Here is a 13,115-nt window from a genome sequence, read left to right as displayed (position 1 = left end):
TCCCGGCAATGGCGCTGCCGTGCCATGAGAGTCCGGTCACGCTCTGGTGATCGGAGGTCTGGCCTAGGTGAGGACGGCCGTACGGCCCACGTGGCCGGGGGTCGTCCGGTGGAGCCGCGGACGACGAGCCGGGTGGGCAGGCGCAGGGTGCGTGGTTCCCGGCGCTCGCCGGCGAGGGACCGGTCCAGCAGTTCCGGGGCGGCCGAACCGGCCCGTCCCGTGGGGACCGCGATGGTGGTGAGGGAGGGATGGGCGGTCTCGGCGTGCGGCATGTCCTCGATGCCCACGACGCTGAGGTCGTCCGGACACGGAATCACTGACGACGGGTCACGGCAGAAGTGGACGGTGATCAGGCTCCGCCGAGTCGGCCCCGGCACGTCGGGCGCCCGGCGGAACCGCGTTCAGCCCGGCACCGCGAACTGGCTCCCCGTCTTCTCGCCGTCGTCCGTGACCGCCGCGGCCACACAGCGGAAGACGCGCAGCCCCTTGTCCCACTGCGCCGCCGACGGCGGGACGATGTCGACGTTCCACTCGTCGGCGGTGTCACGGCCGTCGGGGACCATCGTCGCGGCCATCACCTTCTGCGAGCACAGCGCCTTGACATCCGGGTGCTTGATCAGGTCCCGCGCGTTGTTCGTCATGCCGTCCTCCGGCAGCGGCGCGATCGCGAAGGTCTCCCACACGTGCCTGATCTGGCAGTCCGCACGGCTGACGCTGACGATGCCGGAGATGTCGACGATGCCACTCCAGCACTCCGGGCTCGGCACGCACCGACCGCCCACACCGTCGACGTCCGTCGCGGGGCAGTTCTCCGTCGTGGTCGCCACCCCGAACTCCGAGGTGCCCTTGTCCTCCGCGGTGGCGCCGGAGGACGGCGAGGCGACCGAGGAGGAGCCCTCTCCCCCGCTGTCCCCGTCGCCGTTCCGGTACGTCACCACGGTGACCGAGACGCTCACGGAGACGGCCACCGCCGCCAGTACGGCGATCACCGCCGGCCGGCGCCGCGCCCCCTTCCGCCCACCGTCGCCGTCGCGCCCGGGCACCGCGGTGGTGCCGGCCGCTCCGCCCGGCCCGGGCACCCCGGTCGTGCCACCGCCGCCCGGTTCGATGCCCTCGGTCGTGCCGTCCGCCCCGCCCGGCCGACCCTGGGGAAACGTCGAAGGGGCCGCGTCCCGGTACGCCGGGACCGTCATGGAAGGCGCGTCCGGGTGTCGCGGAACCGTCGTCACGCTGGGCGTCGTCCCGAAGACACCGCCGCCACCGAGGTCGACGGTGTCGAGGTCGACGGCGGCGAGCGCGTCGCGGAACGCGCCCGCGTCCGATAGCCGTCGGGCGGGATCGGATGCGAGGGCGTGCCGAAGTGTCGCGTTGAGGGCCGGCGGCACGCCGGGCAGGTCGGGGTACGGCCAGGTGTGGCGCACGATCAGTTCGGCGAGGCTGAGCTGGGTGCCGTCGTCCGGGTGGTGGGGCGGACAGCCCCGCAGCAGGGCGTAGACGGTGGCGGCCAGTGAGTACACGTCGCCGGCCGGGCTGGGATCCGCCATGCGGAAGGCCTCGGGCGGCGCGTACGCGGGGGTCAACGCCTCCCGGGTCACGGACAGTTCGTGGCCGGGCCGGGGCATGGCCGCGAGGCCGAAGTCGGTGAGGGCAACGCCGCCGTACCGGTTGACCATGACGTTGCCGGGTTTGATGTCGCGGTGCAGCACCCCGGCGGCGTGCGCGGCGGCCACCGCGTCGGCGAGGCCCACGCCGATGTCGCGTGCCTCCTTCGCCGGCAGCATGCCCTGCCGCCGCAGCCGGTCGCCCAGCGAGCCGCCGGGGCACAGCTCCAGCACCATGTAGGGGCGGTTGTCGGCGAGCACCCCGGCGTCGTGCACCGGCACCACGTGCGGGTGTCCGGACAGTTGCCCGGCGGCCGTGACCTCGCGCAGGAACCGCTGTCGGTCACGCGGTGTGGCCAGCACCCTGCTGTCCACCTTCAGCGCGACCTCCCGGCCCACGGCCACCTGCCGGGCCCGGTACACCGTGGCGAATCCGCCCTGGCCCAGGACTTCCTGGATCTCGTAACCGGGCAGGTCCGTTCTTTCGGGCCCCATGTTGCCGTACCCCCAGCGCACAACCCCGGGCAGGACGTCCGACCGAGGATGAGGCGAGACTCTAGCCGAGCCCTGTGACACCGGAGCGCCGGGTTCGGCCACCGTCGGCCGTGCCGGGGGCCGAGGTCGCCTTCGAGGACGGTCCCGGTGATCGGGGTGCGGCCTCCGAGGGCGAGGATCCCGTTGGCGAGGTCCGACCGGGAGCGGGTCGTGGTCACCGCGCACCTTCGAACGTCGCCGGATACGCGGACAGGGTCGGCGGCCGGGGGCGCACCGACGACAGGGGCGAGGTCGAACGGCTCGCCGTCCCAGGCGCGGCGTCCGGGTCAGCGAGCCCGGCGCGGCCGGGTTCCGGATCCGGCCGAGGACCGGCTCGCTGACCGAGGCCGAGGGGACCGTGCCCTCCGTGCGCGGGCCGGTCTCGGTCCGGGTGCGCCGCTCCGAGAGCGCCCACACGACACGGGTGACCGTGCCGCCCAACTCCCGTGCGGTGCTGGAGGTGGAGATCGGCTCGGCCCGTCCGCGGGCGTACCGGGTGAAGGGGACCGCACCGGGCGGGAAGGGGCGCGTGAAGGTCGAGTCGTTCACCGATGTCACGGGCACGGTGCTGCGGATCGGACCGGTCGGCTCGGGCACGACGGAGGTGCGAGGGACGATGTCATGAGCCGCCGGTGGGACGGAAGTGGGGGAAACCCGGAACGCGGGCCCGGGCTGAGCTAGCCTCAGTCCTTTGGGGGGCGAACTGACGTACGTCGAAAGTCACTTCGGGGGTGTTGTGTCAGACCAGCGGCCGGTGCCGTCACGTTCCACGGCAGACAGGGCTCCGGCGCTGCGGCAGGCCGGCGCCCTGCCCCTGCGCCCCGGCGACCCGGACCGCATCGGTCCGTATGTGCCGCTGGGGCTGCTCGGCAGCGGGGGGATGGGGCGTGTGTATCTCGCGCGCCCCACGGACGGCGGGCCCGACCTCGTCGCGGTGAAGGTGATCAGGCCGGAGTACGCGGAGGACGTGCTGTTCCACCGCCGGTTCGAACAGGAGGCGTCGGTCCACAGCCGGGTGCGCAGCCCGCGCATGCCGCGGCTGTCCGGGACGGGCTTCCGGGACGAACTGCTGTGGATGGCCACCGAGTATCTGCCGGGCATCGATCTGGCCGCCGCCGTGCAGGAGAACGGTCCTCTGCCGGCCGCCGCCGTCCGGCGGCTGGTGGCGGAGCTGGGGCAGGGGCTCGCCGACCTGTCCGCCGCGGGGATCGTGCACCGGGATCTGAAGCCGTCCAACGTCCTGCTGTCCGTGCGGGGCACGCACGTCATCGACTTCGGTATCGCGAAGGCCGCCGACGCCAGCGCGATCACCGCCACGGGCAACCGGGTGGGCACCCCGGCCTACATGTCGCCGGAGTATCTGCGGACGGGTGAGTGCGACACCGCCTCGGACGTGTTCTCCCTGGCCTGCGCCCTCGTCTTCGCCACGACCGGCAGCGCCCCCTTCGGCGACGGCACCGGCGTCGACGTCATGCACCGCGTGGCGTTCGAGGAGCCCAACCCGAAGGTGATCGCCGAGATCGCGGCGGTCGACGCCCAACTCGCCTCCCTGCTCTCCGCCTGCCTGGCCAAGGACCCCGGGCACCGGCCGACCCCGCGGCAGCTGGTCGGCGCGGTCCGACCCGGCTCACGGGACTCCGACTTCTCCGGCGCGTCCGGTGTGCCCGGAGCGCCTGGGCCGTCCCCCTGGCCCGAGCCGCTGGGCGGCAGGGTGCTCGCCCGGCAGCAGGCGTACGAGGTGCTGTGCCGGCTCCCTCTCGACCAGCCCGGTGCCGAGCCGGCGGCGAAGGCGCCGGCTCCGTCCGCCGACGTACCGGGGCGGCTGACGCCCACGACGGAGCCCCGTACGTCGACGCGCCGCAAGCGGGCGCTGGTCGGCGTCGCGGGCCTGGCGCTCTGCGCGGTGGTCGGCGGTGTCGTCGTCCTCACCGTCCAGGAGCCCTCCACCACCAGCGCCTCGCCGGAGGCGGACCGGGCGACCTCCGAGGATGCCCTGCCGCGCGACGCGGCCTCGGCCTCGACGGCCGACGGAGGGGACAGCGCGCCCACCCCGGACGGTGGGTCCACGGTCTCGGAGGTCTCCGGCAAGGGTGACCGGGCCGCGGCCGACGGTGACACCGCGCGTCCCGAGGCGTCCGACCCGGGCTCGGGCACGACCGAAGACGACCGGGACTCCGACTCCTCCGCCCCCGCCGACGCGACCAGTGCCCCCGCCGAGGCCACGCCGTCGCCGAGCGACGCGCCGACCGGGTCCGGCACCCCGGCCTGGATCTCGGACTGCACGTACTACTCCGGCTCCGGCCGTACGCGCCCGGGGACGACCGGCAAACGCGTGCTGCAGGTGCAGTGTATGCTGACCAAGCGCGGATACAGCCTGGGGGACGACGGTGTGGACGGCGAGTTCGACGCCGGGACGGAGGCCGCGGTACAGAGCTTCCAGGCCGACAGGGGCCTGCCGGCCGACGGCGTCGTCCGTCAGCAGACCTGGGGGGCGCTGCGCGCCACGGACTGAGGCCGGCCGCAGGGCCGGGGCGAGGTGACGAGCCCGCCGATCGGTCGACGAACGGCCCCGTCGCAGCGTGACCACGCGCGGCGACGGGGTACGCGCCCGCGCCGGCGTGCCCTCGGCTGACCCCGGCCAGGTGGACCGGGCCGGTCAGCTGAGAAGGCCGGCGGCGGTCAGCCAGTCCTCGGCCACGGTGTCGGCGTCCTCCTTGTCGTTGACGAGCTTCTTCATCATCTCCAGCAGGTCCTCGGTGGTGAGCTCCGCCGAGACGGCGTTGAGGGCCTGCTTGGCCTTGTCGTTCACCGCGTCCCTGTGGACGAGAGGTGTGACGTTCTGCGAGGAGAAGAGGTTCTTCGGGTCCTCCAGGACCACAAGCTTGTCCGCGACGATGGCGGGGTCGGTGGTGTAGAGGTTGGCGGCCTGCACCTTGTCGTCCTTCAGGAGCTTCACCAGGGTAGTCTGGGCGCCCGCGTCGAGCGGCTGGAACTTCCCGAACTCGACGCCGTACACCTTCTTCAGGCCGACACCGCCCTGCACCCGGGTCTTGAACTCCGACCCTGCGCCGAGCGTCATGTCCCCCGCGACCGGCTTGAGGTCGGCGAGGGTCTTGAGGTCGTACTCGGCGGCGGTCTCGGCGGTGACCGAGACGGAGTCCTTGTCCTCGGCCGCGGCGGAGTCGAGTATCTCCACCGACTTCGGGAGCTTCTCCCTCAGCTCGGCGTTGATCTCCTCGGTGCTGGTCGCGGTGCTGTCCTTGTCGACCGCCACCGACAGCAGGGCGCCGTTGTACTCCGGGAAGACACCTATGCCGCCCTTGACGACCTGGTCGTAGTAGACCTCGCGGGCCCCGATGTCGAACTTCCGGGTCACCTTCAGGCCCTTGTCCTCCAGGGCCTGCGCATAGATCTCGGCGAGCAGCTGGTTCTCGGGGAAGTTCGCCGAGCCGACGACGATGGACTCGCCGCCACCGCCGTCGCCCGTGAGCGGGTTGTCGTCGCCTCCGCCACCGCCGCAGGCGGTCAGCGTGAGTGCGGTGGTCAGGGCGAGGGCGGCGACTCGGTACATGCCTGGCATGGGTTGTTCCTCTCTCGGAGCCGGGGCTCGTTCGAATGCGGGATCAGAAACCGTGGATCAGGAGGTCCGGGGATTCAGGACCGCGGAGACTCAGGACCGCGGTGCCGAGACCCTGAGGCCCGGCGAGACGACGACGCGGCGCAGCGTGGTGAACGCGACCTGGACGACGAGCGCGAGCACGACGACCACCGTGGAGCCGCCGATGACCAGCTCGTAGTCGTTGCGGGCGAGTCCGTCGACGATGAAGCGGCCCAGGCCGCCCAGACCGGGGTAGGCGGCGACGGTCGCGGTGGCCACCACCTGGATCGCGGCGCCACGCAGACCGAGGAGGATCAGCGGCAGCGCCATCGGCACCTCGACCCGGGTCAGGACCTCCCACCCGGTCATGCCGACCCCGCGCGCGGCGTCCCGGGTGGCGGGGTCCACGCCCTGTACGCCCTCGAAGGTGTTGATGAGGATCGGCGGGACCGCGAGGGCGACCAGGGCCACCAGCACGGGTGCGGTGCTGAGTCCGGCCAGGGTGACGACCAGGACGACCAGGCCGAAGGTGGGGATCGCCCGCGCGAGGTTGGCCACGCCGGCCACGGCGAAGGCGCCACGGCCGGTGTGCCCGACGAGCAGTCCGCACGTCAGCCCGATCAGGGCGGCGAACAGCAGCGACAGTCCGCTGTAGGTGAGGTGTTCCAGGAGTCGCCGCGGGATGCCCTCGTCGCCGTGCCACTGTGCCGAGGAGGTCAGCCAGTCGGCCGCGAGCCGGATCTGGTTCAGGAGATCGTTCATGCCGCCGCCGCCTTGCCACGGGACCACGGGGTGAGCAGCCGTTGCGCCAGGACCAGCAGCGCGTCGGTGGTGAGCGCGAGCAGCATGATCAGCCCGATCGCGGTGACGATCGGGGTGGGGAAGTCGAGCTGGAGCCCGCGGGTGATGTAGTGGCCGAGGCCGCCCTGGCCGATCAGCTGGCCCACGGCGACGAGGCTGATGGAGGAGACGGCGGCGACGCGTACACCGGCGATGACGACGGGGACGGCGATCGGCAGTTCGACCTGGACGACCCGGCGTACGGCGCCGAACCCCATCGCGGTGGCCGCGAGCCGGACGGGTTCAGGGACCGAGGCGAGTCCGTCCACGACGTTGGGGACCAGCACGGACAGGGTGTAGAGCGTCAGCGGGATCATCACCGTCTGTTCGGTCAGCCCGGTGTAGCGGACGAAGATCATGAACAGGGCGAGTGACGGGATCGAGTACAGGATGTTGGCCACGGTCAGCACCGGCGGGTAGAGCCGGCGCCAGCGGTGGCACAGAATCCCGAGCGGCACGGAGACGATCAGACCGAACAGCACCGGCAGCAGGGCGAGTCGGAGGTGGATGCCGGTGTAGTCGGCGAGTTCGGCGGAGTGGTCGGCTATCCACTGCCACCGGATCAGCGGTTCGTCGTCGTTCATCGGTCACCGCCGCCCGGGGCGTCGGCCGTCACCTTGTCGAGGGCCGGGGCCTGCTTCGCCGCCCCGGCGGACAGTTCGTACGCGTTCACGACGCCGACGACCGCGCCTGCCGCGTCGACGCCCACCGCGAGGCGGGCGGGCGAGAGCAGGGCCGAGTCGAGGGCGGCGCGCGCCGAGTCGCCGACGAGGCTGAAGGTGTGGCCGATCGGGGCCAGCGGAGTGTCCGCGAGGGTGCCGCCGTCCGGCAGCTCGGCGACCGGGGCCCAGCCGAGCGGTCGTCGGCCGTCGTCGACGACGAGCACCCAGGGCTCGTCCGCCGCACGGGCCTCGGCGACGGGAGCGGTGGCCGGCAGGACCGGGCCGTCGCGCAGCGGCAGCTCCGCCGCCTTGACGAAGGACAGCCGGCGGATTCCCCGGTCGTGTCCCACGAAGTCGGCCACGAAGTCGTCGGCGGGCCGGGCGAGGAGCCGCTCGGGGGTGTCGAACTGGGCGAGCCGGCCGCCGGTGCGGAAGACGGCGATGGCGTCGCCGAGTCTGATCGCCTCGTCGATGTCATGGGTGACGAAGACGATCGTCTTGTGCAGTTCCTTCTGCAGCCGGATGAACTCGGCCTGGAGTTCCGCCCGCACGATCGGGTCGACCGCGCTGAACGGCTCGTCCATCAGCAGCACCGGCGGGTCGGCGCCCAGTGCCCTGGCCACGCCGACGCGCTGCTGCTGCCCGCCGGAGAGCTGGTTGGGGTAGCGCTTGGCCATCTCGGCGGGCAGGCCCACCAGTTCCAGCAGCTCCGCCGCTCGGGCCCGCGCCTTCTTCTTTCCCCAGCCGCGCAGCAGGGGAACGGTCGCTATGTTGTCCAGGACGGTGCGGTGCGGGAACAGCCCGGCGTGCTGGATGACGTATCCGATGCCCCGGCGCAGCTCGGGCGCGTTGACCTCCCGGATGTCCCGGCCGCGCAGGCTCACCGTGCCGGTGGTGGGTTCCACCATGCGGTTGATCATGCGCAGGGTGGTGGTCTTGCCGCAGCCGGAGGGGCCGACCAGGACGGTGATGCGCCCCTCGGCCAGTTCCAGGGACAGATCGTCCACCGCTGTCGTGCCGTTCGGATATTTTTTGGTCACCGCGTCAAAACTGATCAAAGCTGCCCCCCTACCCGACCGCATATGGTCATGCAGAGTTGTCGGTGGCTGAATGACAGTCAATGGAGTTTTGCGAATGGCACGTTGGTGTGCTTCGCGCTGCTCGCCGAGCTCGCCCCGAGGGCCACCCGCCGCGCGTCCGCCGCGCGGCGAGCGGGTCAGCGGCCGGGGCGGATCAGTCCCGTCAGGTAGCGCCACAGCGAGGAGCGCTGCCGTGCGGACGGGTCCGGCGTCACCGCCGCCCCGGCCTCCCCTGCCCCTGTCGACGCGACCGCCGACCCGCCCGCCACGGGCCGCTCCGGCGTCGGCGCGAGTTCGTACCGTACGGGCAGCGAGCGCAGCCCCCGCATGAACGGCGAGGAGCGCCACGGCAGTTGGTCGACGGGGAGAGCGAGGTCCAGGTGGGCGAAGCGCTCGAACAGCCGGCCCACCCCGACGGCCGCGACCGTCGAGGCGAGTTCGCGGGCCGGGCACTGGCGGGGGCCCGCGCCCCAGGACAGGTGGGCGCGGGTGCTGACCGTGGTGCTGGTCGCCACGTGGTCGGCGAAGAGCGGGTCGGCGTGCGCCGCAGCGGAGGAGACCCAGACCGGGTCGCCCGCGCGGATCGTGTAGTTGCCGAGCGGGGTGTCCTTGGCCGCGAACCTCGGTACGAAGTTCACCAGTGGCGGCTTCCGCATGACGACCCGGTTCATGGCCTCGCGGACCATGCCGGCGGAGAGGCTGGCCCGCACGCTGTTCTCGCCCGAGAGGACCTCGACCACCGTGTTGGAGATGAGGATGCCGACGTGGTCGGAGGTCATGCCGAGCAGCATGAAGAGTTCGCGGGCCAGCTCGTCGAGCGAGAGGTCGGGGTGGGCGGCCAGCAGGTGCGAGGGGAAGTCCTCGCCCGGCGTCCTCAGCTTCAGCTGCGCCAGTTCCGCCAGCGCGCCCAGCAGCCGGTCAAGGGCGGGCCCCGCGTCGGGGCCCGCGTCCAGTACCCGCCACATGTCCATCAGGGCGTCGTCGCCCTGGGAACCGGGGAAGCCGAGCAGATGGCTGGCCACCATCAGCGGCAGTGGCCGGGAGAACTGGGCGGACAGGTCCGCGAGCCCCGTGCCGCCCGCCTGACCCATCAAGGTGATCAGTTCGTCGGCGTAGGCCGTCACGGCCGTCTTCAGCCGCTTGGCCTGGGGGTTGCGGGGATCCTGGAACGGCTTGAGCGCCTGGTCCCACGCCGTCCGCAGCGGCCGGTAGCCGGGGCCGCCCTGGATGAGCACGTGGTTGACCTCCAGGGACGGCCCGAGCGGCCAGTCGGCCGGGACCCTGCCCTCGGTGCGGGCCCGCCAGTTCTCCAGGCCCTTGGGCCAGCCGGCGTCGTCCTGGAGCACCTGCAGCGCCTCGCGGTAGCCCAGGACCAGCCAGGCGGGCACGCCCAGCAGGTCGACCGGCGCCACCGCCCCGTGCCGCTGCCTCAGCCGCTCGTACACCAGCGAGGGGCGCGTCTCGTAGTCCCGGGTCAGCAGAGGTTCAGGAGACATCGCCTCCAGTCCCGCACCTCTCGACTCCACGGACCCGACCTCACCCGACTGCGTTTCCCTCACCATCCCCGCCCCTTCGACACTCCCTGTACCGGCCCACCTTCAGCCGGTAGCCGGAAACGGTGGGGACCCTACCCCAGGGGCACTTCCGGGGGAACGCCGGGCTTCACACTCACTTGCTCCAGACCCATGACTCACCGCCGTGAAACACACGACAACCACCCGCTCCGAGGCGGCCCGCGCAGCGCGGATCCCGGTGCTCGCGGCCGGCCGGACCATGCGGTGACCTCGGCGGCGGCCCGTCAGTGCCCGCCGCGGGCCGCCTCGACGAACTCGGTGATCAGGGCGGGGTCCTTGACGCCCCGGCTGTGTTCCACGCCGCTGGACACGTCGACGCCCCAGGGACGGGTGGTGGCGACGGCGTCGCGTACGTTGTCCGGGGTGAGGCCGCCGGCCAGGAGCCACTTCTCCCCGGGGCCGGCCAGCGGCTTGGTGGACCAGTCCCAGGCGATGCCGGAGCCCGGGACCGGGGCGTCGAGGAGGAGCATGTCCTCGCCGAACTCCCCGCAGCGCGGTACGGAACCGCCGAACGCCGCGGCGCGGATAAGGGTCCACTCGCCCGTCGCGAGGTCGCCGTAGTAGGCGCGGTCCTCCGGGCCGTGCAGCTGCACGGCCCGGATCCCCGAGTCGGTGGCCAGGGACCGTACGTCGTGGAGGGGTTCGTCGCGGAAGACACCGACGGTCAGGACGTGCTCCGGTACCCGTCGGCTCAGCCGTGCGGCCGTGGCGGCGTCGATCCGGCGCGGACTGGCCGAGAAGACGAACCCGATGGCGTCGGCTCCCGCCTCGACGGCCGTGTCGACGTCCCGCTCGGTCTTCAGACCGCAGATCTTCACGAAGAGGCGATCACTGGAGTTGCTCAAGTCACTGGAGTTGCTCACGGCCCCAGCCTGCCGTATCGCCCAGCGGCGCGGGGACGGCGCCCGCCCTGATTCCGGGAAACACCGGTGCGATCAGCGCCACGCGCCCGACAGGCGCCGGGTGACGACGGCGCTGAGCGTACGCACGCCCCGCGTCGAGCCCGGGTCGATGCCGGTGAGATCCCGCACCCGGCCGAGGCGGTAGTCGAGCGTACGGGTGTGCACGTTGAGGGCGGTCGCCGTGGTACCCCGGTGCATGTCGTGGCGGTAGTAGGCGTCGAGGGTGACGAGGAGGTCCGGGCCGGATTCCGGGCGGCGGGCCGGCGTGCGGAGCCGGGCGTCGACGGACGGCGCGTCAGCGACGGCCAGTATCGCCGCGCAGTGATCGGGCAGTTCCATGTCGACGGCCGAGGCGAGTTCCGCCGCGATGGCGTCACCGTTCGGCAGTGACCGGGTGAGCAGGGAGACCTGTTCGGTGTACGGCATTCGGCGGCGCAGGACCCGTACGAACAGATCGGCGGGAAAGCCACCGACCGGGCTTTGCCACAGTGCGAAAGGTTCCCGGATCGGGTCGTTCTCCCTACCCCTTCCGCTCGTGGAGGAACTGTGAACTGTCCTTAATGGGAACCGCGTACACGCCCGTGGGGGAAAACCCGAGTCCGTCAGTCCGACATGCCTCCGACATACCGCTGACATGGCTCCGGCCCGGCTCCGGAAATCAGCGCGGGCACGGTACGTGAATTCCACAGCGGCGCGCCACGCAATGGCGCATGCCGTACGGGAGGGATGCTCCGATGAAAGCAGTCACGAGAAGGATAATCATGGCGGCGATCGCGGTCATGGTGGCGTCGACGGCGCTCACGCTCGACGCACCGGGCACCGGCTCGGCCGCCCCCGCCCCACCGCCGCCCCCAGCCTGCGCGCCTTCGGGATCAGCGGCGACGGCACCCTGATGGCCACATTCTAAGTCGTCGACGGCATCGGGGACTTCCTCGAGAGCGAGGAGGAGAAAGAGGAGGGCTGACAGGCTGTCACCGAAGCCTGCCGAGGTCGAGGTCCGTTCCGACGACCAGGGTCACCACGCCCGCGGTGGCATCCGCGGCCTGGGCGGCCTTGGTTTCGGGCAGCCGCGAGGCGAGGACCTTCGCCTGCCTGGCGAGGGCGGCCGGGTAAGCGACCGTGGTGGTGCCGGTGTTCTCGGGCGCGTTGCCCGTGCCGACGACGGTGAAGCCGGCCGCGCGCAGCTTCTCGGCGACGGCGGCGGCGCGCCCGGTGACGCCGGTGCCGTTGAGGACCTGGACGCGTACGGCGGAGGCGTAGACGAGGTCGTTCTCGGCCTGTGCCTGGAGTCGCTTCTTGTCCACCTCCTTGTCGCCTGCGAGGGAGGTGAACAGGTCGGCGGCGTGGGGGTACTGCCAGACGATGTTGGCCTTGTCGGCGGGGACGTCGGCCTCGCGGGGGTAGTGGGGGACGGTCAGGAAGGTCAGCCGGTCGCTGGGGATGCTTGTGAGTTCGGAGGCGAGGTCATTGAGCGGGTCGATGCCGGCGAGATCCTCGTCCGTGGTCAGGGACTTGGTGGCGGACTGCATGAAGTCGTAGAGGGAACTGGGGCTGGTCAGCTTGGACTTGGCCTTGGCGGCCAGGGCCTCCATGAACTCCTGCTGGCGGCCGATGCGTCCGATGTCCGAGCCGTCGCCGACGGCGTAGCGGGTGCGTACGTAGCCGAGCGCCGTCTCGCCCTGGACGGTCTGGCAGCCGGCCTCCATGTCGAGGTGGGCGTTCTCGTCGCGGATGGCCTGCTCGGGACAGACCTCTATGCCCTCAAGAGCGTCGACCATCCCCTTGAAGCCCTGGAAGTCGACCGACACGAAGTTGTCGATGCGCAGACCGGTGTTGGCCTCGACCGTCCTGATCGAGCAGGCGGCGGCGCCGGCGACCTCGCCGCCGGCGCCGCCGATCGCGAACGCCTCGTTGATCTTCGCCTGGTGCGGATCGGACAAGCTGCCATCCCCCTTGTCGCACGCCGATATCTCCACCCACGAGTCACGCGGCAACGACACCACCGTCGCCCACTCCCGGTTCGCGGGGACGTGCAGCACCATCAGCGTGTCCGACTGCATGGTGGTCAGGTCCCTGCCGTACTTCGCGTTCGCCCCGTCACGACTGTCCGAGCCGACCACCAGGATGTTCTTGGACCCCGGGCTGAGATTGACCGGACGATCCCCGCCGAGCTTGCCGTCGACGTCGGCCCCCGTGATGTTGTTGTCCAGGTCCTTGTACACCCAGGCACCGACACCACCGACTCCCAGGACGAGGACGGCCGCGCCGCCCGCGAGCCAACCCACCGCCCGGCCGCGCCGCGTCAGCCGCACGCCACTGCCGCCG

Annotated in this window: 10 protein-coding genes and 2 pseudogenes; 2 read left to right on the top strand and 10 right to left on the bottom strand. The window is 71.9% G+C overall.

Annotation, left to right across the window (positions count from 1 at the left end; all coding sequences use genetic code 11):
- Nucleotides 1-119 precede the first annotated feature (119 nt).
- Nucleotides 120-317, bottom strand: a pseudogene (locus WBG99_RS32430) (substrate-binding domain-containing protein); the annotation flags it as partial.
- An 84-nt stretch (nt 318-401) separates the two neighbouring features.
- On the bottom strand, nt 402-2,096 hold the full coding sequence (locus tag WBG99_RS32425; protein ID WP_338899753.1) for a serine/threonine-protein kinase: 1,695 nt from the start codon (nt 2,094-2,096) through the stop codon (nt 402-404).
- 241 nt (nt 2,097-2,337) lie between these two features.
- Here WBG99_RS32425 and WBG99_RS32420 point away from each other — a divergent pair, with 241 nt between their 5' ends.
- Both WBG99_RS32420 and WBG99_RS32415 read left to right on the top strand, forming a co-directional pair.
- The gene (locus WBG99_RS32420) at nt 2,338-2,760 is read left to right on the top strand and encodes an alpha-L-rhamnosidase C-terminal domain-containing protein (RefSeq protein ID WP_338900562.1); all 423 of its coding nucleotides are present in this window, start codon (nt 2,338-2,340) and stop codon (nt 2,758-2,760) included.
- A 129-nt stretch (nt 2,761-2,889) separates the two neighbouring features.
- Complete coding sequence (locus WBG99_RS32415) at nt 2,890-4,647, top strand: protein kinase (protein ID WP_338899751.1); 1,758 nt, start codon at nt 2,890-2,892, stop codon at nt 4,645-4,647.
- Nucleotides 4,648-4,791: 144 nt separating this feature from the next.
- Here the strand turns inward: WBG99_RS32415 and WBG99_RS32410 are convergent, their stop codons facing one another.
- The 8 genes and pseudogenes from WBG99_RS32410 to WBG99_RS32375 all read right to left on the bottom strand — a co-directional run bounded on the left by WBG99_RS32410 (nt 4,792) and on the right by WBG99_RS32375 (nt 13,075).
- Complete coding sequence (locus WBG99_RS32410; RefSeq protein WP_338900561.1) at nt 4,792-5,706, bottom strand: ABC transporter substrate-binding protein; 915 nt, start codon at nt 5,704-5,706, stop codon at nt 4,792-4,794.
- Nucleotides 5,707-5,805: 99 nt separating this feature from the next.
- A complete protein-coding gene (locus WBG99_RS32405; RefSeq protein WP_338899750.1) occupies nt 5,806-6,495 on the bottom strand; it encodes an ABC transporter permease in 690 nt (229 codons plus the stop codon).
- Nucleotides 6,492-7,157 carry an ABC transporter permease subunit gene (locus WBG99_RS32400; RefSeq protein ID WP_338899749.1) on the bottom strand — a complete coding sequence of 222 codons (666 nt, stop codon included), beginning with the start codon at nt 7,155-7,157 and terminating at the stop codon, nt 6,492-6,494. Before WBG99_RS32400 ends, WBG99_RS32405 begins: the two co-directional genes overlap by 4 nt.
- Nucleotides 7,154-8,293 carry an ABC transporter ATP-binding protein gene (locus tag WBG99_RS32395; protein ID WP_338899748.1) on the bottom strand — a complete coding sequence of 380 codons (1,140 nt, stop codon included), beginning with the start codon at nt 8,291-8,293 and terminating at the stop codon, nt 7,154-7,156. Before WBG99_RS32395 ends, WBG99_RS32400 begins: the two co-directional genes overlap by 4 nt.
- A gap of 158 nt (nt 8,294-8,451) precedes the next feature.
- Nucleotides 8,452-9,876, bottom strand: a complete 1,425-nt coding sequence (locus WBG99_RS32390; RefSeq protein WP_338899747.1) for a cytochrome P450 — start codon at nt 9,874-9,876, stop codon at nt 8,452-8,454.
- A 236-nt stretch (nt 9,877-10,112) separates the two neighbouring features.
- A complete protein-coding gene (locus tag WBG99_RS32385) occupies nt 10,113-10,751 on the bottom strand; it encodes a phosphoribosylanthranilate isomerase (protein ID WP_338899746.1) in 639 nt (212 codons plus the stop codon).
- A gap of 72 nt (nt 10,752-10,823) precedes the next feature.
- Nucleotides 10,824-11,240: pseudogene (locus WBG99_RS32380) on the bottom strand (helix-turn-helix domain-containing protein); the annotation flags it as partial.
- 521 nt (nt 11,241-11,761) lie between these two features.
- Nucleotides 11,762-13,075, bottom strand: a complete 1,314-nt coding sequence (locus WBG99_RS32375; RefSeq protein ID WP_338900560.1) for an LCP family protein — start codon at nt 13,073-13,075, stop codon at nt 11,762-11,764.
- Between the last annotated feature and the right edge of the window lie 40 nt (nt 13,076-13,115).

This window comes from Streptomyces sp. TG1A-60 (genome assembly GCF_037201975.1).
Lineage (GTDB): Bacteria > Actinomycetota > Actinomycetes > Streptomycetales > Streptomycetaceae > Streptomyces.
This window is presented reverse-complemented; position numbering and strand designations above follow the sequence as displayed.